This is a genomic window from Escherichia sp. WS33, assembly GCF_046486385.1.
Taxonomy (GTDB): Bacteria; Pseudomonadota; Gammaproteobacteria; order Enterobacterales; family Enterobacteriaceae; genus ECMA0423.
Genome location: NZ_JBJQLJ010000023.1, coordinates 1 through 22,141, shown reverse-complemented (window position 1 = coordinate 22,141; position 22,141 = coordinate 1). Strand labels below are relative to the sequence as shown.

22 protein-coding genes are annotated in these 22,141 nt (G+C 48.3%); 16 read left to right on the top strand and 6 right to left on the bottom strand.

Annotated elements, in window-relative coordinates; all coding sequences use genetic code 11:
* Positions 1–143 precede the first annotated feature (143 nt).
* The 13 genes from dksA (at position 144) to panC (ending at position 12,852) form a co-directional block, all read left to right on the top strand.
* Complete coding sequence (gene dksA, locus ACJHXA_RS17505; protein ID WP_001155227.1) at positions 144–599, top strand: RNA polymerase-binding protein DksA; 456 nt, start codon at positions 144–146, stop codon at positions 597–599.
* 66 nt (positions 600–665) lie between these two features.
* Complete coding sequence (gluQRS, locus tag ACJHXA_RS17500) at positions 666–1,562, top strand: tRNA glutamyl-Q(34) synthetase GluQRS (RefSeq protein WP_000132718.1); 897 nt, start codon at positions 666–668, stop codon at positions 1,560–1,562.
* 59 nt (positions 1,563–1,621) lie between these two features.
* On the top strand, positions 1,622–3,019 hold the full coding sequence (gene pcnB, locus ACJHXA_RS17495) for a polynucleotide adenylyltransferase PcnB (RefSeq protein ID WP_203226324.1): 1,398 nt from the start codon (positions 1,622–1,624) through the stop codon (positions 3,017–3,019).
* Positions 3,016–3,495 (top strand): 2-amino-4-hydroxy-6-hydroxymethyldihydropteridine diphosphokinase, encoded by a 480-nt coding sequence (gene folK, locus ACJHXA_RS17490; RefSeq protein ID WP_000215124.1) that lies wholly within the window; start codon positions 3,016–3,018, stop codon positions 3,493–3,495. The genes pcnB and folK overlap by 4 nt, the downstream gene beginning before the upstream one ends.
* Positions 3,496–3,864: 369 nt before the next feature.
* Entirely contained in the window at positions 3,865–4,449 is a 585-nt protein-coding gene (locus tag ACJHXA_RS17485; RefSeq protein WP_000038438.1) for a fimbrial protein, read from the top strand.
* A 104-nt stretch (positions 4,450–4,553) separates the two neighbouring features.
* Complete coding sequence (locus ACJHXA_RS17480) at positions 4,554–5,294, top strand: fimbrial chaperone (RefSeq protein WP_000465930.1); 741 nt, start codon at positions 4,554–4,556, stop codon at positions 5,292–5,294.
* A gap of 34 nt (positions 5,295–5,328) precedes the next feature.
* A complete protein-coding gene (gene htrE, locus ACJHXA_RS17475) occupies positions 5,329–7,929 on the top strand; it encodes a Yad fimbria usher protein HtrE (protein ID WP_000153176.1) in 2,601 nt (866 codons plus the stop codon).
* 16 nt (positions 7,930–7,945) lie between these two features.
* The gene (locus ACJHXA_RS17470) at positions 7,946–8,515 is read left to right on the top strand and encodes a fimbrial protein (RefSeq protein ID WP_000591057.1); all 570 of its coding nucleotides are present in this window, start codon (positions 7,946–7,948) and stop codon (positions 8,513–8,515) included.
* 14 nt (positions 8,516–8,529) lie between these two features.
* Positions 8,530–9,132: a fimbrial-like protein YadL gene (yadL, locus tag ACJHXA_RS17465; protein ID WP_000143205.1), complete on the top strand. Its 603-nt coding sequence runs from the start codon at positions 8,530–8,532 to the stop codon at positions 9,130–9,132.
* 26 nt (positions 9,133–9,158) lie between these two features.
* Complete coding sequence (locus tag ACJHXA_RS17460) at positions 9,159–9,755, top strand: fimbrial-like protein (protein ID WP_000553764.1); 597 nt, start codon at positions 9,159–9,161, stop codon at positions 9,753–9,755.
* Positions 9,739–11,082: a fimbrial-like adhesin gene (locus ACJHXA_RS17455; RefSeq protein ID WP_001331232.1), complete on the top strand. Its 1,344-nt coding sequence runs from the start codon at positions 9,739–9,741 to the stop codon at positions 11,080–11,082. Before ACJHXA_RS17460 ends, ACJHXA_RS17455 begins: the two co-directional genes overlap by 17 nt.
* Before the next feature lie 112 nt (positions 11,083–11,194).
* Positions 11,195–11,989 (top strand): 3-methyl-2-oxobutanoate hydroxymethyltransferase, encoded by a 795-nt coding sequence (gene panB / locus ACJHXA_RS17450; RefSeq protein ID WP_000805455.1) that lies wholly within the window; start codon positions 11,195–11,197, stop codon positions 11,987–11,989.
* A gap of 11 nt (positions 11,990–12,000) precedes the next feature.
* The gene (gene panC, locus ACJHXA_RS17445) at positions 12,001–12,852 is read left to right on the top strand and encodes a pantoate--beta-alanine ligase (protein WP_000905383.1); all 852 of its coding nucleotides are present in this window, start codon (positions 12,001–12,003) and stop codon (positions 12,850–12,852) included.
* Positions 12,853–12,925: 73 nt separating this feature from the next.
* Here panC and rpnC read toward each other — a convergent pair whose 3' ends face one another.
* Complete coding sequence (gene rpnC, locus ACJHXA_RS17440) at positions 12,926–13,828, bottom strand: recombination-promoting nuclease RpnC (protein WP_000339945.1); 903 nt, start codon at positions 13,826–13,828, stop codon at positions 12,926–12,928.
* A gap of 273 nt (positions 13,829–14,101) precedes the next feature.
* Between rpnC and panD the strand changes: the two genes are divergently transcribed.
* Complete coding sequence (gene panD, locus ACJHXA_RS17435; RefSeq protein ID WP_000621515.1) at positions 14,102–14,482, top strand: aspartate 1-decarboxylase; 381 nt, start codon at positions 14,102–14,104, stop codon at positions 14,480–14,482.
* Between the two features lie 3 nt (positions 14,483–14,485).
* On the opposite strand, the gene ACJHXA_RS17430 is transcribed toward panD, so the two are convergent.
* The 4 genes from ACJHXA_RS17430 to ACJHXA_RS17415 all read right to left on the bottom strand — a co-directional run bounded on the left by ACJHXA_RS17430 (position 14,486) and on the right by ACJHXA_RS17415 (position 18,017).
* Entirely contained in the window at positions 14,486–15,715 is a 1,230-nt protein-coding gene (locus tag ACJHXA_RS17430; protein ID WP_000277877.1) for a polysaccharide deacetylase family protein, read from the bottom strand.
* Positions 15,716–15,778: 63 nt separating this feature from the next.
* Positions 15,779–16,219, bottom strand: a complete 441-nt coding sequence (locus ACJHXA_RS17425; protein ID WP_000901989.1) for a PTS sugar transporter subunit IIA — start codon at positions 16,217–16,219, stop codon at positions 15,779–15,781.
* 104 nt (positions 16,220–16,323) lie between these two features.
* On the bottom strand, positions 16,324–17,094 hold the full coding sequence (locus tag ACJHXA_RS17420) for an ABC transporter permease (RefSeq protein WP_000972203.1): 771 nt from the start codon (positions 17,092–17,094) through the stop codon (positions 16,324–16,326).
* Positions 17,091–18,017 carry an ABC transporter ATP-binding protein gene (locus ACJHXA_RS17415; RefSeq protein WP_000150637.1) on the bottom strand — a complete coding sequence of 309 codons (927 nt, stop codon included), beginning with the start codon at positions 18,015–18,017 and terminating at the stop codon, positions 17,091–17,093. The genes ACJHXA_RS17420 and ACJHXA_RS17415 overlap by 4 nt, the downstream gene beginning before the upstream one ends.
* A gap of 108 nt (positions 18,018–18,125) precedes the next feature.
* Here ACJHXA_RS17415 and can point away from each other — a divergent pair, with 108 nt between their 5' ends.
* Entirely contained in the window at positions 18,126–18,788 is a 663-nt protein-coding gene (gene can, locus ACJHXA_RS17410; protein ID WP_000651599.1) for a carbonate dehydratase, read from the top strand.
* Between the two features lie 40 nt (positions 18,789–18,828).
* Here the strand turns inward: can and hpt are convergent, their stop codons facing one another.
* Positions 18,829–19,365, bottom strand: a complete 537-nt coding sequence (hpt, locus tag ACJHXA_RS17405) for a hypoxanthine phosphoribosyltransferase (RefSeq protein WP_000683335.1) — start codon at positions 19,363–19,365, stop codon at positions 18,829–18,831.
* 205 nt (positions 19,366–19,570) lie between these two features.
* Here hpt and gcd point away from each other — a divergent pair, with 205 nt between their 5' ends.
* Positions 19,571–21,961: a quinoprotein glucose dehydrogenase gene (gcd, locus tag ACJHXA_RS17400; protein WP_001307572.1), complete on the top strand. Its 2,391-nt coding sequence runs from the start codon at positions 19,571–19,573 to the stop codon at positions 21,959–21,961.
* Positions 21,962–22,141: the final 180 nt, after the last annotated feature.

Sequence of the window (22,141 nt, the reverse complement as noted above, 5' to 3'; positions counted from 1 at the left end):
GCGTGCGCAAATACGCTTTTCCTCACACAGTTGTCAAGTGTTACGTTTAGATAATTGCTATCCGGAAAAGCATCTGCTATTTATAGCGGCCTCATTTTTCCCCCGAACATGGGGATCGATAGTGCGTGTTAAGGAGAAGCAACATGCAAGAAGGGCAAAACCGTAAAACATCGTCCCTGAGTATTCTCGCCATCGCTGGGGTGGAACCATATCAGGAGAAGCCGGGCGAAGAGTATATGAATGAAGCCCAGCTGGCGCACTTCCGTCGTATTCTGGAAGCATGGCGTAATCAACTCAGGGATGAAGTCGATCGCACCGTTACACATATGCAGGATGAAGCAGCCAACTTCCCGGACCCGGTAGACCGTGCAGCCCAGGAAGAAGAGTTCAGCCTCGAACTGCGTAACCGCGATCGCGAGCGTAAGCTGATCAAAAAGATCGAGAAGACGCTGAAAAAAGTGGAAGACGAAGATTTCGGCTACTGCGAATCCTGCGGTGTTGAAATTGGTATTCGCCGTCTGGAAGCGCGCCCGACAGCCGATCTGTGCATCGACTGCAAAACGCTGGCTGAAATTCGCGAAAAACAGATGGCTGGCTAATTACAGCCGTTCCATCACGTTTACCACAGGCGGGAAATGCTCCCGCCTTATTTTTTGTTCAAAGAGATGACAGACACACAGTATATTGGCCGCTTCGCCCCCTCTCCTTCCGGCGAGCTTCATTTTGGCTCTCTGATCGCCGCGCTCGGCAGCTATTTGCAGGCTCGCGCCCGGCAAGGTCGCTGGCTGGTACGCATAGAAGATATCGACCCGCCTCGTGAAGTTCCCGGTGCCGCAGAAACTATCCTGCGCCAGCTGGAACATTACGGTCTGCACTGGGACGGCGATGTTCTCTGGCAATCGCAACGTCACCACGCCTATCGTGAAGCACTCGCCTGGTTACATGAACAAGGACTAAGTTATTACTGCACCTGTACGCGTGCGCGTATTCAAAGCATTGGCGGTATTTACGACGGTCATTGCCGGGTGTTGCATCATGGACCAGACAATGCCGCAGTGCGTATCCGCCAGCAGCATCCGGTCACGCAATTTACTGACCAGCTGCGCGGCATTATTCACGCCGACGAAAAACTGGCACGGGAAGATTTTATCATTCATCGCCGTGATGGGTTGTTCGCCTACAACCTGGCTGTTGTGGTTGATGATCATTTCCAGGGCGTTACAGAAATAGTGCGTGGGGCTGATCTGATTGAACCAACAGTAAGGCAAATCTCGCTGTACCAGCTTTTTGGCTGGAAAGTGCCAGATTACATTCATCTGCCGCTGGCGCTTAATCCACAAGGCGCTAAACTTTCCAAGCAGAATCATGCGCCTGCGTTGCCGAAAGGCGATCCACGCCCGGTACTAATCGCGGCACTTCAATTTCTGGGGCAGCAGGCAGAAGCACACTGGCAGGATTTCAGCGTCGAGCAAATCCTTCAGTCAGCCGTCAAAAACTGGCGGCTTACCGCCGTGCCCGAGTCGGCAATTGTAAATTCAACATTCTCAAATGCGTCATGCTGAGCTATGATTAGCCGCTATTTTTTTGTCCTGAATGATGTTTGACACTACCGAGGTGTACTATTTTTACCCGAGTCGCTAATTTTTGCCGCAAGGTGCTAAGCCGCGAGGAAAGCGAGGCTGAACAGGCAGTCGCCCGTCCACAGGTGACGGTGATCCCGCGTGAGCAGCATGCTATTTCCCGCAAAGATATCAGTGAAAATGCCCTGAAGGTAATGTACAGGCTCAATAAAGCGGGATACGAAGCCTGGCTGGTTGGCGGCGGCGTGCGCGACCTGTTACTCGGCAAAAAGCCGAAAGATTTTGACGTAACCACTAACGCCACGCCTGAGCAGGTGCGCAAACTGTTCCGTAACTGCCGCCTGGTGGGTCGCCGTTTCCGTCTGGCTCATGTGATGTTTGGCCCGGAGATTATCGAAGTTGCGACCTTCCGTGGACACCACGAAGGTAACGTCAGCGACCGCACGACCTCCCAACGCGGGCAAAACGGCATGTTGCTGCGCGACAACATTTTCGGCTCCATCGAAGAAGACGCCCAGCGCCGCGATTTCACTATCAACAGCCTCTATTACAGCGTAGCGGATTTTACCGTCCGTGATTACGTTGGCGGTATGAAGGATCTGAAGGACGGCGTTATCCGTCTGATTGGTAACCCGGAAACGCGCTACCGTGAAGATCCGGTACGTATGCTGCGCGCGGTACGTTTTGCCGCCAAATTGGGTATGCGCATCAGCCCGGAAACCGCAGAACCGATCCCTCGCCTCGCTACCCTGTTGAACGATATCCCACCGGCACGCCTGTTTGAAGAATCGCTTAAACTGCTACAAGCGGGCTACGGTTACGATACCTATAAGCTGTTGTGTGAATATCATCTGTTCCAGCCGCTGTTCCCGACCATTACCCGCTACTTCACGGAAAATGGCGACAGCCCGATGGAGCGGATCATTGAACAGGTGCTGAAGAATACCGATACGCGTATCCATAACGATATGCGCGTGAACCCGGCGTTCCTGTTTGCCGCCATGTTCTGGTACCCACTGCTGGAGACGGCACAGAAGATTGCCCAGGAAAGCGGCCTGACCTATCACGACGCTTTCGCGCTGGCGATGAACGACGTGCTGGACGAAGCCTGCCGTTCACTGGCAATCCCGAAACGTCTGACGACGTTAACCCGCGATATCTGGCAGTTGCAGTTGCGTATGTCCCGTCGTCAGGGTAAACGCGCATGGAAACTGCTGGAGCATCCTAAGTTCCGTGCGGCTTATGACCTGTTGGCCTTGCGAGCTGAAGTTGAACGTAATGCTGAACTGCAGCGTCTGGTGAAATGGTGGGGTGAGTTCCAGGTTTCCGCACCACCAGATCAAAAAGGGATGCTTAACGAGCTGGATGAAGAACCGTCACCGCGTCGTCGTACTCGTCGTCCACGCAAACGCGCACCGCGTCGTGAGGGTACCGCATGACAGTGGCGTATATTGCCATAGGCAGCAATCTGGCCTCTCCGCTGGAGCAGGTCAATGCTGCCCTGAAAGCATTAGGCGATATCCCTGAAAGCCACATTCTTGCCGTTTCTTCGTTTTACCGCACCCCACCGCTGGGGCCGCAAGATCAACCCGATTACCTCAACGCCGCCGTGGCGCTTGAAACTTCGCTCGCCCCGGAAGAGTTACTCAACCATACACAGCGCATAGAACTGCAACAGGGTCGTGTTCGTAAAGCTGAACGCTGGGGACCACGCACGCTGGATCTCGATATCATGCTGTTTGGTAATGAAGTGATAAATACCGAACGCCTGACCGTTCCGCACTACGATATGAAGAATCGTGGATTTATGCTGTGGCCGCTGTTTGAGATTGCACCGGAGCTGGCGTTTCCTGATGGGGAGACGTTGCGTGAAGTCTTACATACAAGAGCATTTGACAAATTAAGCAAATGGTAATTTATTTATATTACGAATATAAATATTTTCTGAAAATCATACATCCTCTCTTTCCTTAATAAAAATTTTAGTTTAAACATTTTTGCAGAAACATAATATAAATTCCCGCAGATAAATATCAATCCCATCGCCATACCCTAACCAATTGCACTTGTGAATTTATTTTTGCTTAATTTTGAATTAAGAAAATTTAATTTGTTCAAAAGCCCTTAAAGTGCACAATAGGCGTCCTAATGAACAATGGTTGTAAATTTTGGTAACAAATATCATTGCTCATTAATATCTAGCATCTGCTTATAACATTTGTGTCATGAATAGTCATTCTTCAAACCAGTAGTCTGACTAATGGAATTTTATTCAAGGATTTTTATGTCTAAAAAATTAGGTTTTGCCCTGTCTGGTCTTATGCTGGCAATGGTTGCAGGTACTGCTTCTGCTGATATGGATGGTGGTCAGTTAAATATCAGTGGTCTGGTTGTTGATAACACCTGTGAAACCCGCGTTGACGGCGGTAATAAAGATGGTCTGATCCTGCTGCAAACTGCAACTGTTGGTGAAATCGATGCTGGCGTGCTGAATGACACCGTTGGCGCTAAAGCCAAACCTTTCAGCATCACCGTTGACTGCAGCAAAGCAAATCCGAATCCAGGTAGTACAGCTAAAATGACCTTCGGTTCTGTTTTCTTTGGTAATAGCAAAGGAACGCTGAACAACGACATGTCTATTAACAACCCGTCTGACGGCGTGAATATCGCTCTGCACAATATTGATGGTTCCACTATCAAACAGGTTCAAATTAACAACCCTGGCGATGTGTATACTAAAGCCCTGGATGCAACGACAAAATCTGCTGTTTATGATTTTAAAGCGTCTTACGTTCGTGCCGTCGCAGACCAAACAGCAACTGCTGGTTATGTAAAAACTAACACTGCATACACCATTACTTATCAGTAAGTATTCACCAATTAAATTGATTGAATGAATATACAGGGAATAGTGTTAATAATTTCTATTTTTATATTATTCCCTGTTTTAATTAACTCTGTCAGGGATGGTTTATGTTTTTTAACACCAAACATACAACAGCTTTATGCTTCGTAACCTGTATGGCTTTTAGTTCATCGTCTATTGCGGACATTGTCATTTCGGGTACTCGCGTAATATATAAAAGCGATCAAAAAAGTGTCAACGTACGTCTGGAAAATAAAGGGAATAACCCGTTGCTTGTCCAGAGTTGGTTAGATACTGGCGATGACAACGCTGAGCCTGGCAGTATTACAGTCCCTTTTACTGCCACGCCGCCAGTATCGCGTATTGATGCCAAACGTGGGCAAACAATCAAATTAATGTACACAGCCAGCACCTCACTGCCTAAAGACAGAGAGAGCGTGTTCTGGTTTAACGTACTGGAAGTTCCACCAAAACCAGATGCAGAAAAGGTCGCGAATCAAAGTCTGCTGCAACTGGCATTTCGCACACGTATAAAACTTTTCTATCGCCCGGATGGATTGAAGGGAAATCCCTCTGAAGCCCCGTTAGCCCTGAAGTGGTTCTGGTCAGGTTCAGAAGGTAAGGCGTCATTGCGAGTGACCAATCCAACCCCTTACTACGTCTCTTTTAGCAGTGGTGATTTAGAAGCTAGCGGTAAACGCTATCCGATTGATGTGAAAATGATTGCACCATTTAGTGATGAGGTCATGAAAGTCACTGGCCTTAATGGCAAAGCAAGTTCTGCAAAAGTACATTTTTACGCCATTAATGATTTTGGTGGCGCCATTGAAGGTAATGCCAGTCTGTAATCAGGCAAGGATATAATTCCGCAGGAAGCATAACGTGACTATAAAACCAACTAAAAATTATCATAATCATCTGACCCGTATCGCTACGTTTTGCGCGCTGCTGTATTGCAATAGTGCTTTCTGTGCTGAACTTGTTGAATATGACCATACCTTCCTGATGGGGCAGAATGCCTCAAATATTGATCTCAGCCGGTATAGTGAAGGTAACCCTGCTATACCGGGTATGTACGACGTCAGTGTTTATGTCAACGATCAACCTATTATTAACCAAAGCATTACATTTATTGAAATTGAAGGAAAAAAAAACGCACAAGCCTGTATCACACTTAAGAATTTATTGCAGTTTCATATAAATTCTCCCGATATAAATAACGAAAAAGCCGTTCTGCTTGCCAGGGATGAAACACTCGGCAATTGCCTTAATTTGACGGAAATTATCCCTCAGGCTTCTGTTCGTTATGACGTTAACGAGCAACGTCTGGATATAGACGTTCCTCAGGCATGGGTAATGAAAAATTACCAAAACTATGTTGATCCATCGTTATGGGAAAATGGCATTAATGCGGCCATGTTGTCATACAACCTCAACGGATATCATAGTGAAACTCCTGGTCGAAGAAATGACAGCATTTATGCTGCTTTTAACGGTGGGATGAATTTAGGTGCATGGCGACTGCGTGCCTCAGGCAACTACAACTGGATGACCGATTCTGGCAGTAATTATGATTTTAAGAATCGGTATATACAGCGTGATATCGCCTCGCTGCGTTCTCAACTCATTCTTGGTGAGTCTTATACAACGGGCGAAACCTTTGATTCTGTCAGTATACGCGGCATTCGTTTATACAGCGACAGCCGCATGTTGCCTCCGACATTAGCGAGTTTTGCGCCTATCATTCATGGCGTTGCTAATACCAACGCCAAAGTCACTATTACGCAAGGTGGCTATAAGATTTATGAAACGACTGTGCCGCCAGGCGCTTTCGTCATTGATGATCTGAGTCCGTCAGGTTACGGCAGCGATCTTATTGTTACTGTCGAAGAATCCGATGGCTCAAAGCGGACATTCTCGCAACCTTTTTCATCGGTCGTTCAAATGTTACGCCCTGGCGTTGGACGTTGGGATATTAGCGGCGGCCAGGTCTTAAAAGATGATATTCAGGATGAGCCTAATTTATTTCAGGCCAGCTACTACTACGGTCTGAATAACTATCTAACGGGTTATACTGGTATTCAGATTACCGATAATAACTATACCGCTGGTTTGTTAGGTCTTGGTCTGAATACTTCAGTCGGTGCATTTTCTTTCGATGTGACTCACTCCAATGTTCGTATACCGGATGATAAAACATATCAGGGACAAAGTTATCGTGTTTCCTGGAACAAGTTATTCGAAGAAACAAGTACTTCACTGAATATCGCGGCCTATCGCTATTCGACACAGAATTACCTTGGTCTTAATGATGCACTAACTCTAATTGATGAAGTGAAACATCCCGAACAAGATCTTGAACCGAAATCCATGCGTAATTACTCGCGCATGAAAAATCAGGTTACGGTCAGTATTAACCAACCGCTAAAATTTGAGAAAAAAGATTACGGTTCATTTTATCTTTCCGGAAGTTGGTCCGATTACTGGGCTTCCGGACAAAATCGTAGCAATTACTCTATTGGCTACAGTAACAGTGCATCCTGGGGCAGCTACAGTGTCAGTGCCCAGCGTTCATGGAATGAAGACGGCGACACTGACGATAGCGTTTATCTCAGTTTCACCATTCCTATTGAAAAATTACTTGGCACTGAACAACGGACTTCAGGTTTCCAGAGTATTGATACTCAAATGAGCAGTGACTTTAAGGGTAATAACCAACTCAACGTCAGTAGCAGTGGCTATAGTGATAACGCTCGCCTCAGTTATAGCGTAAATACTGGCTATACGATGAATAAAGCCAGCAAAGATTTGAGTTATGTTGGGGGTTATGCCAGCTATGAATCACCGTGGGGAACCCTGGCAGGTTCAGTTTCTGCAAATAGCGATAACAGTCGTCAAGTGTCTCTCAGCACCGACGGTGGTTTTGTATTGCATAGCGGCGGCCTGACCTTCAGTAATGACAGTTTTAGCGACTCCGATACACTGGCGGTAGTTCAGGCTCCAGGTGCTCAAGGAGCGCGAATAAATTATGGCAACAGTACTATCGATCGATGGGGTTATGGTGTCACCAGCGCTCTTTCTCCTTATCATGAAAACCGTATCGCGCTGGATATCAACGATCTTGAGAACGATGTTGAATTAAAAAGTACCAGTGCAGTAGCTGTACCGCGTCAGGGTTCAGTCGTCTTTGCTGATTTTGAAACCGTGCAAGGGCAATCAGCCATTATGAACATCACACGAAGTGATGGTAAAAATATTCCATTTGCTGCAGATATTTATGATGAGCAAGGCAATGTCATTGGTAATGTTGGACAGGGTGGACAAGCATTTGTTCGTGGTATTGAGCAGCAGGGAAATATCAGCATTAAATGGCTCGAAGAAAGTAAACCCGTAAGTTGTCTTGCGCATTATCAACAAAGTTCAGAAGCAGAAAAAATAGCGCAATCTATTATTCTGAATGGAATTCGGTGTCAGATTCAGTAACTACAAGGGACGTCAAATGATAAAAATAACGCCACATAAAATAGCGATACTGATGGGAATATTATTATCACCATCAGTATTTGCAACGGATATTAATGTAGAGTTTACAGCCACTGTCAAAGCGACAACCTGTAACATCACACTTACTGGTAATAACGTCACGAATGATGGCAATAATAACTACACATTGAGAATCCCTAAGATGGGTCTGGATAAGATCGCGAATAAAACGACAGAATCTCAGGCTGATTTTAAACTGGTTGCTAGTGGGTGCAGCAGTGGCATCAGTTGGATTGATACCACTCTGACCGGAAATGCATCATCAAGCTCACCTAAGCTTATTATACCGCAGTCTGGTGATTCATCTTCGACGACAAGTAATATCGGTATGGGTTTCAAAAAACGGACTACTGATGATGCCACTTTCCTTAAACCTAACAGTGCGGAAAAGATACGCTGGAGCACAGACGAGATGCAGCCCGATAAGGGTCTTGAAATGACCGTTGCGCTACGTGAAACAGATGCAGGGCAAGGCGTACCGGGGAATTTTCGTGCACTGGCAACGTTTAATTTCATCTATCAATAAGAAGGATAATTAAGATGACATTTAAAAATTTACGTTATGGATTATCCAGCAGTGTCGTTTTGGCTGCCTCATTGTTCAGCGTACCCTCTTATGCGGCAACAGACAGCATTGGGCTGACCGTGATTACTACCGTAGAAATAGGTACTTGTACTGCTACATTAGTAAATGACTCTGATCAGGACATTTCTGTTGTTGACTTTGGCGATGTATATATTTCTGAAATCAATGCCAAGACCAAAGTTAAAACATTCAAACTCAAATTCAAAGACTGTGCGGGTATCCCCAATAAAAAAGCACAAATAAAATTAACCAAGCGAGCCACATGCGAAGGTACTGCTAATGACGGTGCGGGGTTCGCAAATGGATCCACAGCCGCAGATAAAGCAAGTGCCGTCGCCGTTGAAGTCTGGAGCACCGAAACTCCGGCAACAGGGAGCGCAACACAATTTAGTTGTGTGACACCAGCATCTCAAGAGGTCACTATCTCCAATGCAGCCAACGCGGTTGTTTATTATCCGATGAGTGCTCGACTGGTCGTCGAAAAAAATAAAACCGTAAGCAATGTCACTGCGGGTAAATTTTCTGCACCTGCCACATTTACAGTAACCTATAACTAACAGACTGACAGATCCAGGAACTATATATGCATCCCACTCAACGTAAGCTGATGAAGAGAATAATTCTGTTTCTGTCACTACAGTTTCCCATTACCTATCCAGCCATCGCTGGGCAGGATATTGACCTTGTTGCCAATGTAAAAAACAGCACTTGCAAAAGCGGAATCAGTAACCAGGGTAATATTGATCTTGGCGTCGTTGGGGTGGGATATTTTTCAGATAATGTTACTCCTGAAAGCTATCAACCAGGTGGAAAAGAGTTCACTGTCACAGTATCAGACTGTGCATTACAGGGAACTGGCGATGTGCTTAATCAGTTACATATTGATTTTAGAGCCCTTAGCGGTGTCATGGCTGCAGGTTCAAGGCAAATATTTGCCAATGAAGTCGCAACCGGGGCTAAAAATGTCGGTGTCGTTCTCTTTTCCATTCAGGACCCGACCAATATATTCAATGTTATTAGTTCAGCAGGAAATTCTCGTTCCGTGTATCCAGTAATGACTTCTGCCCTGCATAATTCTTCATGGAAATTTTATGCCAGAATGCAAAAAATCGATCCCGCGCTGGATGTCATATCTGGCCAGGTAATGAGTCATATATTAGTTGATGTGTACTACGAATAATAGATCAAAACAAATAACTGCGACTGTTACAGCAGTAGATGGTGGAGTGATAATGAAGAAATTCTTCAGACATTTTCTTTTTTTAATTCTGTGCTTGAGTTGTTATACCGCGAGTGCTGGCACTGATGATAACGTAGGATATATTGTTGGGAATAGTTACGGCGTTGGTCCGTCAGATCAAAAATGGAGAGAAACGGGGCCGAATGGCGATGCTACTGTCATATTCAGATATGCAACAAGTACAAATAATTTAGTTTTCTACAAACCGACGCAGCTTGGACCTACAGGTGTAAAATTACAGTGGAGTCAGTTAGATACCGCTTCTGGTGGTGGTTTTCTTTATTGCAACAGAAGTGATAGCACAAGTGGTAGCGCAATGCGTATTGAAAATGCAATGGTTGACTCAGGTAAAATGTATGGCTCCCATAAATTATTTAATACATCAGTTCCTGGTTTGTATTACACATTATTAATTTCAAACATGTGGTCAGCTTACGGTACCGTAACTAACGTTAGTTCACCTGGGATATACATTGGTGACTCTGCAGAACAATATTTTTCGTGGTATAATCCAAGCGAAGACGTGTTATATTGGAGTTGCAATAATGCGAATAGCACCCGTAAATACTGGGCTGTAGGTGGTATTTATCAGACCCTTACAATTGAATTCTATACAGATACAAACTTTGATCCAACAGTAACTCAACAGATCAAATTATCCAGCTCATCAAATTATCTGTATTCATTTAAAGCCTATGGCGCAGGCCAAGGTATAAATGAGCATAGTTATTTTATCAAAATCGATTTCGATCTGCTCAATGTCAAGTTGACTAATCCCACTTGTTTTACCGCTATGCTTAGTGGAACTTCTGTGACTGGTTCTACGGTAAAAATGGGTGAATATAGTGCAGAACAAATCAGAAACGGTGCCACACCGGTTCCTTTTGATATTTCACTTCAAAACTGCGTTCGTGTGACTAATATTGAGACAAAATTAGTTTCAACAAAGGTTGGTACTGAAAACGGGCAACTCCTTGGTAATACTCTCACAGGTAATGACGCAGCAAAAGGAGTCGGTGTACTCATAGAAGGTTTAGCAACTAGTAAAAATCCTCTAATGACATTGAAACCTAATGATTCAAATTCTGTTTATAAAGATTACGACCCGAGAGGCAAAGACGATACAACAGGAGGAGTTTACCCGGATCAAGATACAGGTATAACATACCCTCTCCATTTCCAGGCCACGCTACAACAGGATGGAACTATACCAATAGAAGCTGGTGAGTTTAAAGCCACCAGTACTTTCCAGGTAACCTACCCTTAATAAGTCCACCGCACCGCCATCATCTGGCGGTGCGGTAATTGATAAATCATTGCCCCCACCAATGTGACTGATAAAATGCCAGGCAACACGACATCATTTATCAGGACACGTTATGAAACCGACCACCATTGCTTCACTTCAGAAATGTAAGCAGGATAAAAAGCGTTTCGCGACCATCACCGCTTACGACTACAGCTTCGCGAAACTATTTGCTGATGAAGGACTTAACGTCATGCTGGTAGGCGATTCGCTGGGCATGACGGTTCAGGGCCACGACTCCACCCTTCCCGTTACCGTCGAGGATATCGCCTACCACACTGCCGCCGTACGTCGCGGCGCGCCAAACTGCCTGCTGTTGGCTGACCTGCCGTTTATGGCGTATGCCACGCCGGAACAAGCCTTTGAAAACGCCGCAACGGTTATGCGTGCCGGTGCCAATATGGTCAAAATTGAGGGCGGTGAGTGGCTGGTCGAAACCGTAAAAATGCTGACCGAACGTGCCGTTCCTGTATGTGGTCACTTAGGTTTAACCCCACAGTCAGTGAATATTTTCGGTGGCTACAAAGTTCAGGGGCGCGGCGATGAAGCGGGCGATCAACTGCTCAGCGATGCATTAGCCTTAGAAGCCGCTGGGGCACAGCTGCTGGTGCTGGAATGCGTGCCGGTTGAACTGGCAAAACGTATTACCGAAGCACTGGCGATCCCGGTTATTGGCATTGGCGCAGGCAACGTCACTGACGGGCAGATCCTCGTGATGCACGACGCCTTCGGCATTACCGGCGGTCACATTCCTAAATTCGCTAAAAATTTCCTCGCCGAAACGGGCGACATCCGCGCGGCTGTGCGGCAGTATATGGCTGAAGTGGAGTCCGGCGTTTATCCGGGCGAAGAACACAGTTTCCATTAAGGAGTCACGTTGTGTTAATTATCGAAACCCTGCCGCTGCTGCGTCAGCAAATTCGCCGCCTGCGTATGGAAGGCAAGCGCGTGGCGCTGGTGCCTACTATGGGTAATCTGCACGATGGCCATATGAAGCTGGTCGACGAAGCCAAAGCCCGCGCCGATGTGGTCGTCGTCAGTATTTTCGTTAACCCGATGCAGTTCGACCGCCCGGAAGATCTGGCACGTTATCCACGGACCTTGCAGGAGGACTGCGAGAAGCTAAACAAACGTAAAGTGGATTTAGTTTTCGCCCCTTCGGTAAAAGAGATCTACCCGAACGGTACTGAAACCCATACTTACGTTGACGTTCCCGGGCTTTCGACCATGCTGGAAGGCGCGAGCCGTCCGGGGCATTTTCGCGGCGTTTCGACTATCGTCAGCAAGCTGTTTAACCTGGTCCAGCCGGACATCGCCTGCTTCGGTGAAAAGGACTTTCAGCAACTGGCGCTGATCCGCAAAATGGTTGCCGATATGGGCTTCGATATTGAGATTGTCGGTGTGCCAATTATGCGCGCCAAAGACGGTCTGGCGCTAAGTTCCCGTAACGGTTATCTGACGGCGGAACAACGCAAAATTGCGCCTGGTCTGTACAAAGTTTTAAGTTCGATTGCTGACAAATTGCAGGCTGGGGAACGGGATCTCGATGAAATTATTACCATTGCGGGGCAAGAACTGAATGAAAAAGGCTTCCGCGCCGATGATATTCAGATTCGCGATGCCGACACATTGCTGGAAGTTTCTGAAACCAGCAAACGGGCAGTAATTCTGGTAGCCGCCTGGCTTGGCGATGCTCGCCTGATCGACAACAAAATGGTCGAGCTGGCGTAATACTTAACTGGCGCTACGGCTGATGGCGCCAGTTATTAATTTACCCCACGTCATCTGTCATAACACAGGTAACTTAAATAAGGTTAATTACCTTATCAATCTCAGCAAGAGATAAATTTGTCATCTCTGCAACGTCTTCCCGAGACATTCCTTTACTTAGAAGACGCAGGGCGAATTCTTGCCTTTCCTCCTGTCTTCCCTGCTGAATCCCCTTCTCAATCCCTTTCTCTTCAAACCACTGCGCCAGCGTCATCATAGACTCCCCTCCCGTTTCCCTGTCTCTCAGCACACCATAAAACAAATCCGCTTGTTCAGTATGACCGCGTTGCAGCATATAGTTTTGCATGGCAACTAACTGACTTCCGCTAGTGTACCCTTCGTCAATCAGCGTGACCAGTTGCTCCAGCAATAACATTAAGTCGCGCTGGCGAATATGTTTTTGCAGTAGTTCGAGAATCGCAATCCGCCGATGTTGCATGATTTCGTCATCCGGTGTGATGGTGATATCCACCAGCGGGAAAGGACTGTTATAGACGCGTCGTGCCAGCTCCGGCGAGTAAAATATATCAAACCAGCACATTGAGAGCGGATAAGGTGTGGCCTCGCCCTGATAAAACAGTATCGGCACCACCAGCGGCAGCTTATCGTGATCCGCCTCCAGATGCCGGTGCATGGCAGCAATAGAATAACGCATCATGCGAAAGGCCATTTTCTTATCCGGCTTGCTTTGGTGTTCAATCACAACATGCAGATAACCGGGATTGCCCTGCATTTGCACGGAATAGAGCACGTCCGTGCTGTGTCCTTTCAGGCTCTCTTCAATGAAACTCCCCGACTCTAAATGAAGCGTGTTGAGGTCACAAAGTTCTCGTAATTCCACTGGCAAATGTATCTCCAGAAAGTCGCGAGCCGTCTCCGCATGCATTAAAAATTGTTTAAATACCGCGTCATGCGGTGTGGTACTCGGTGCATCCATCTTCCCTGTCTTCCGTGTTGTCTTGCGTGAAGGCAGTATCCAGTCAAGGCGCGCCGTCGTCAGCCGCCTCTTTAGTGTTTACCGAGCAGCGTTCAGAGAAATTTCAATTCGTTACAGGCGATACATGGCACGCTTCGGCGCGGTACGCAAACTGCTGACGCAAATGCCATCAGATGAGTAGACACTCATCAAAAATCGGGCAATACTGCGTGAGAATTTCCTCAAAGCAGGCACCGCCTGCTTCGTTAACGACAGGGTAGAAAGGTAGAAGTTATGATTCGCACGATGCTGCAGGGCAAACTCCACCGCGTGAAAGTGACTCATGCGGACCTGCACTATGAAGGTTCTTGCGCCATTGACCAGGATTTTCTTGACGCAGCCGGTATTCTCGAAAACGAAGCCATCGATATCTGGAATGTCACCAACGGCAAGCGTTTCTCCACTTATGCCATCGCGGCAGAACGCGGTTCGAGAATTATTTCTGTTAACGGTGCGGCGGCCCACTGCGCCAGCGTCGGCGATATTGTCATCATCGCCAGCTTCGTTACCATGCCAGATGAAGAAGCTCGCACCTGGCGACCCAATGTCGCCTATTTTGAAGGCGACAATGAAATGAAACGTACCGCGAAAGCGATTCCGGTACAGGTTGCTTGATTGTTATCCCTGCGGCTGGTTACTCACCAGCCGCGACATCGTCTCCAGCGAATCCGTTCTTAAGATATAAAGTCGTTTTAGTAACAACGGATTATCCCCCGGTTTTACTTTGCCTTTCATGGTTGTCACCGCCAGGTGAAATCCGGCATCGTTTGCTGCCTTCACGGCTTTGTCATTAAATCCGCCAAACGGATACGAAAGATACCAGACATGCGGATTAAATTGCGCCAGAGCGCGGCGTGAACGTGCAAAATCAAACAGAATATTGTGCTCACTACGGCTCAGTAATATGGGTCGGCGATAGCCATCCACCCGATGCAAAAAATGGGTATGTGACTGAAAATCAAGAACATCGCGAATTTCGTTAAGCTCAGAAACGCTCATAAATTGCAGCGATTTTGGGTTCCACTTCTGCGGGTGACGTTTGATGCGCGAGGTAACAACAAACGCCGTCGCCTTCATGCCATATTGTTTCAATACAGGATACGCATAGCGGCTCACCGACTTGAGGCCATCATCAAAGGTAATCACCACCGCTCGCGCAGGGAGATTGATCTTATTCTTCACGTAACCTTCCAGCTGCGCCATGCTCAGTGTCGCGTATCCCCTGTCGCGCAGCCAGGCCATCTGGTTATTGAAAGCGCGTACCGAGGTGGTCGTCGAAGTATGGCGAAAACGGGTGTTTTCTTCATCGCGCAGAATATGGTGATAGGTTAGCACCGGCAGGCCATTATCGGGTTGGGCATCCAGCGCGCTGATATAGGCGAGTCGATCGCCAATACGGATCTGATACCAGGTTTGATTTAACCTGTCTTTCAGTTTATGCAAAATCGGGTAGCGCAAATTGTCCGCCAGTACCCCAAATGGCGCACTGCCCGCACTCGGCGCGTTATAGACCGGCGTATCTTTCCAGGTAATTAAGTTCTGATTACTCAGCGGCTTGTTGAGGTCACCCAAACCGTCTTCAACTTTTTGTCGCCCCTGAACTGGCTCGAGATGCCCTTTATCGATAAACCCTTTACCAAAGCCAAAATTAAATGCGTAATAACTTGCGGCAGTGGGCTCCACGGCAATGATTTGCCCGGCCCGAATATTCCCCACGGTCACCATCTTGTCGCCAATTTGCGCCCAGATCGCAGCATTTTCGATGGTTTGCATATAACGGGCAGGTAACGCGGCACTGACACTTGCGGTAAACAGCATCAGCAGGAGAATAACAGCTTGTTTGTACATGAAAAAATAACCGAGGGTGAAACAACGCTTTTATTGTAGCAAAAGCGCTATAAGAATCGTGGGTTAATACTCATACAAATTATGTTTGAGGACGAAAGGCGGATTTTTTTGTTGTTGGTGCCAAAGACTACTCACCTCCGGCCCACCCAGTTCGACAATACGCTCGCGAAACTCTGAACTGGTCATGGTTTCACGGCAAGCCATCATCTGTTCAATTAACGGTAACGTGACACCAGAAATCACTTCGCAACGGGAGTGTTTGTGGCTTAATAATGAAGCCACGCGGTACGGTGGCGCTCCGGCTATATCGGTTAAGAAGATGACACCCTCACCAGAGTCCGCTTCATGCAGAGCATCGCACATCATGCGGCTGAGCATATTAGAGCTTAACCCACGCCAGAAATTCACGGCCCGGCACTGAAGAAGCGCCCCATGTTTTTTCTCCAGCGCATCCAGTATCTCTTGCGCCCGGTCATCGTGACAGGTAATTACCCAACCTAACATCGCCTTCCTCCTTAGCCGAAAATCAGTCTACCCTGACCATTGTTGATAAAGGGTGATAGCCGTCAAAACTCCTCTCCCCCAAATCCAGAGGAGAGGAAATAGCCTTAGCTACGCAAACCACGTCCACGTTGGATCAGCGACCAACAGATCAAATAAAACGCCACAATAAAGACCACCAGTACGCCAAAAGTAGTGACCAGCGGAACATCATTGATACCGAGGAAGCCGTAGCGGAAACCACTGATCATATAAACGATTGGGTTCAGGTGCGACAGCCCTTGCCAGAACGGCGGCAACAAAGTCAGTGAGTAAAAGACCCCACCCAAATACGTGAGTGGCGTTAACACAAAGGTTGGCACCAGGCTGATGTCATCGAACGTTTTGGCAAACACACCGTTCAGCAAACCCGCAAGGGAGAACAACACCGCCGTGAGCACCAGGGTTAAGGCAACGAATACCCACGAATGCACCTGAAACGGCACAAAAAACAGTGAAATTGCCGTCACCAGAATGCCAACAAACAGACCACGCGCCACGCCACCGCCGACATATCCGGCAATAATGACGTGAGTCGGAACCGGCGCTACCAGCAGCTCTTCAATATTACGCTGGAACTTGGCACCAAAAAATGATGACGCAACGTTGGCGTAGGCATTGGTGATCACCGACATCATGATCAGCCCCGGTACGATGAACTGCATATAGCTGAAGCCATGCATATCGCCAATACGCGAACCAATCAGGTTACCGAAGATAATAAAGTAAAGGGTCATGGTGATGACTGGCGGCACCAGCGTCTGCACCCAGATACGCATAAAGCGATGGATCTCTTTCGCCCAGATGCTTTTTAGCGCCACCCAGTAAAGATGCATCATGCGCGATCTCCTTGTTTTTCATTAACCAGTGAAACAAACAGCTCTTCCAGACGGTTAGCTTTGTTACGCATACTTAATACCTGAATGCCCTGCTCACTTAACTGCGTAAATACGCTGTTGATCCCCTGCTCACGCAGCACTTCAACTTCCAGCGTCGCGGTATCGACCAGTCGATACTGATAGCCATCGAGCTTCGGTAACGGACTTTTCGGTGCGAGATCGAGAATAAAGGTTTCCGATTTCAGCTTCGCCAGCAGCGCCTTCATCGAGGTATTTTCCACCAGCTCACCGTGTTGAATAATGCCGATATTGCGGCACAGCATTTCTGCTTCTTCCAGGTAGTGTGTGGTGAGAATGATGGTGGTGCCTTTGTCGTTTAAATCCTTCAAAAAGCCCCACATTGAGCGGCGAAGTTCAATATCCACGCCTGCGGTCGGTTCGTCGAGAATCAGTAGTTTAGGTTCATGCATTAACGCACGGGCAATCATTAAACGGCGCTTCATCCCGCCAGATAACATACGCGCACGTTCGTTGCGTTTTCCCCATAGATCGAGTTGTTTAAGATACTTTTCGCTGCGGATGTACGCTTCTTTGCGCTCCACGCCATAGTACCCTGCCTGATTCACCACAATTTGCTGCACGGTTTCAAACGGGTTGAAGTTAAATTCCTGCGGCACCAGTCCCAACTGACGTTTAGCGTTCACGACATCCTTCTCGAGATCGTAACCAAATACGCTGACCCGCCCGGAGGTTTTATTTACCAGAGAGCTGATAATACCGATAGTGGTCGATTTCCCGGCCCCGTTCGGCCCGAGAAGCGCATAAAAATCACCCGCTTCGACCTGCAAATCTATCCCACGAAGCGCCTGAACGCCGCCTGGATAGGTTTTTTTAAGCTGTTGAAGTTCCAGTGCAATGGTCATAAATTTTTACTTACCTTACGTTCTTACACTTTATCTGTGGTTTAAATCGTCCCGGAGTTGCCCTATATTAGCCAAACGTAATTATTTGGTTACAGGTCGTTAACCTCCATGAAAGACATAGATACACTCATCAGCAACAATGCACTATGGTCAAAAATGCTGGTGGAAGAGGATCCCGGGTTTTTTGAGAAACTGGCACAAGCGCAAAAACCGCGCTTTCTATGGATTGGATGTTCCGACAGTCGCGTTCCTGCAGAACGTTTAACCGGTCTTGAGCCGGGCGAACTCTTTGTTCACCGTAATGTTGCTAACCTGGTCATTCACACTGACCTGAACTGCCTTTCCGTGGTTCAGTATGCAGTGGATGTACTCGAAGTTGAACACATTATTATCTGTGGCCACTACGGTTGCGGCGGCGTACAAGCCGCAGTTGAAAACCCGGAACTGGGGCTTATCAACAACTGGCTGCTGCATATCCGCGATATCTGGTTCAAACATAGCTCATTGCTCGGCGAAATGCCGCAAGAGCGCCGTCTGGATACCTTGTGTGAACTGAACGTCATGGAACAGGTGTATAACCTGGGCCACTCCACCATTATGCAATCAGCGTGGAAACGCGGGCAGAAAGTTACCATTCACGGCTGGGCCTACGGCATTCACGACGGCTTGCTGCGTGATCTGGATGTCACAGCGACCAACCGCGAAACCCTTGAGCAACGTTACCGTCACGGGATTTCCAACCTCAAGCTGAAACACGCCAACCACAAATAAAAATGCCATGCCGGATGCAACACATCCGGCAACTTCACACTTACTCGTCCAGCAGAATCACTTTGCCGATATACGGCAGATGACGGTAACGCTGTGCGTAATCAATGCCGTAACCCACCACAAACTCATCCGGGATCGAGAAACCGATAAATTCTACCGGGACGTTCACTTCACGACGGGACGGTTTATCCAGCAGCGTACAAATCGCCAGCGACTTCGGTTCGCGCAGGCTTAAGATCTCACGCACTTTCGACAGTGTATTCCCCGAGTCGATGATATCTTCAACAATCAGCACGTCCTTGCCACGGATATCTTCATCCAGATCTTTGAGGATTTTCACATCACGGGTGGTGGACATGCCGCTACCGTAGCTGGAGGCGGTCATAAAGTCGACTTCATGAGATACCTGAACTTCACGGCACAGGTCCGCCATAAACATAAATGAGCCACGCAGCAGACCAACCAGCACCATATCGCTGCCGCTGTCTTTGTAACGCTCAGTAATCTGACGACCCAGTTCGGCGATACGCGCTTTAATCTCCGCTTCGGGGATCATTACTTCTACAGTATGTTTCATATCTCTAACCATATGATTTAAAAACAAATCACTTCGCACGGGCAGGTTTTGGCACCGCAACAAAGCGCAAGACACGCAGTATACCAGTAAAACTATTCATTCGCGGAATCTGTTAATAAAGCTCGAATTGTGATGACGATCACACATGTTAAAACCTATAATTAATTGCTACTAAAATATTAATGAATTGAAATGGTGTCTCTTTATGGCAATTAACAATACAGGCTCGCGACGATTACTCGTCACGCTAACAGCCCTTTTTGCAGCGCTTTGCGGGCTGTATCTACTCATTGGCGGAGGCTGGCTGGTCGCGATTGGCGGCTCCTGGTACTACCCTATCGCTGGTCTTGTGATGCTCGGCGTCGCCTGGATGCTGTGGCGCAGTAAACGTGCCGCGCTTTGGCTGTACGCAGCCCTGCTGCTCGGCACCATGATTTGGGGCGTCTGGGAAGTTGGTTTCGACTTCTGGGCGCTGACTCCGCGCAGCGACATTCTGGTCTTCTTCGGCATCTGGCTGATCCTGCCGTTTGTCTGGCGTCGCCTGGTCATTCCTGCCAGCGGCGCAGTTGCCGCACTGGTGGTGGCACTGCTGATTAGCGGTGGTATCCTGACCTGGGCCGGATTTAACGATCCGCAGGAAATCAACGGCACCTTAAGCGCCAATGCCACACCTGCGGAAGCTATCTCACCCGTTGCCGATCAGGACTGGCCTGCCTATGGTCGCAATCAGGAAGGTCAACGCTTTTCACCTCTGAAACAAATTAACGCCGATAACGTCCATAATCTGAAAGAAGCCTGGGTGTTCCGTACTGGCGATGTGAAGCAGCCGAACGATCCGGGCGAAATCACCAATGAAGTGACGCCGATTAAAGTGGGCGACACCCTTTACCTGTGTACCGCTCACCAGCGCCTGTTTGCGCTCGATGCCGCCAGCGGCAAAGAGAAATGGCATTACGATCCTGAGCTGAAAACTAACGAGTCTTTCCAGCACGTAACCTGCCGTGGCGTCTCTTATCATGAAGCCAAAGCAGAAACGGCTTCGCCGGAAGTGATGGCGGATTGCCCGCGTCGTATCATTCTTCCGGTCAATGATGGTCGACTGATTGCGATTAACGCTGAAAACGGCAAACTGTGCGAAACCTTCGCCAATAAAGGCGTGCTCAATCTGCAAAGCAATATGCCAGACACCAAACCGGGTCTGTATGAACCGACTTCGCCACCGATTATCACCGATAAAACCATCGTGATGGCCGGTTCAGTTACCGATAACTTCTCAACCCGCGAAACGTCTGGCGTGATCCGTGGTTTTGATGTCAACACCGGGGAGCTGCTGTGGGCTTTTGATCCCGGCGCGAAAGATCCGAACGCAATCCCGTCTGACGAACACACCTTTACCTTTAACTCGCCAAACTCCTGGGCACCAGCGGCCTATGACGCGAAGCTGGATCTGGTCTATCTGCCGATGGGCGTGACCACGCCGGATATCTGGGGCGGTAACCGCACACCGGAACAGGAACGTTATGCCAGCTCGATTCTGGCGCTGAATGCCACTACCGGGAAACTGGCGTGGAGCTACCAGACCGTTCACCACGACCTGTGGGACATGGATCTTCCGGCACAGCCGACGCTGGCGGACATCACCGTTAATGGTCAGAAAGTGCCAGTTATTTACGCTCCGGCGAAAACCGGCAACATTTTTGTGCTCGATCGTCGCAATGGCGAACTGGTGGTTCCGGCCCCGGAAAAACCGGTGCCGCAAGGTGCTGCGAAAGGCGATTACGTTACTCCGACCCAGCCGTTCTCTGAACTGAGCTTCCGTCCGAAGAAAGATTTGAGCGGTGCGGATATGTGGGGAGCCACCATGTTTGACCAACTGGTGTGCCGCGTGATGTTCCACCAGTTGCGCTATGAAGGCATTTTCACGCCGCCATCTGAACAGGGCACGCTGGTCTTCCCGGGTAACCTGGGAATGTTTGAATGGGGCGGGATTTCCGTTGATCCAAATCGTGAAGTGGCAATTGCCAACCCAATGGCACTGCCGTTTGTTTCGAAACTGATCCCACGCGGTCCGGGTAACCCGATGGAGCAGCCGAAAGATGCCAAAGGCACGGGTACGGAATCCGGCATTCAGCCACAGTACGGTGTACCGTATGGTGTCACGCTCAACCCGTTCCTCTCACCGTTTGGTCTGCCATGTAAACAGCCAGCATGGGGTTATATCTCGGCGCTGGATCTGAAAACCAATGAAGTGGTGTGGAAGAAACGTATTGGTACGCCGCAGGACAGTATGCCGTTCCCGATGCCTGTACCGGTGCCGTTCAATATGGGTATGCCGATGCTGGGCGGGCCAATCTCCACGGCGGGTAACGTGCTGTTTATCGCCGCTACGGCAGATAACTACCTGCGCGCTTACAACATGAGCAACGGTGAAAAACTGTGGCAGGGTCGTTTACCAGCGGGTGGTCAGGCTACGCCAATGACCTATGAAGTGAATGGTAAGCAGTATGTGGTGATCTCCGCAGGCGGTCACGGTTCATTTGGTACGAAGATGGGCGACTATATTGTGGCTTATGCGCTGCCGGATGATGTGAAGTAAGACTTGCTCAGATTGCTGACAACGTGCGCGTTGTTCATGCCGGATGCGGCGTGAACGCCTTATCCAGCCTACAAAATTGTGCAAAATCAATGGATTGCACAGCTAGCGTAGATACTGTTATGGCCTGCAAGTTTTTTCCTGGTCCGGTTTCCCGGATTGCAGGCATGCCAGACACAGCGC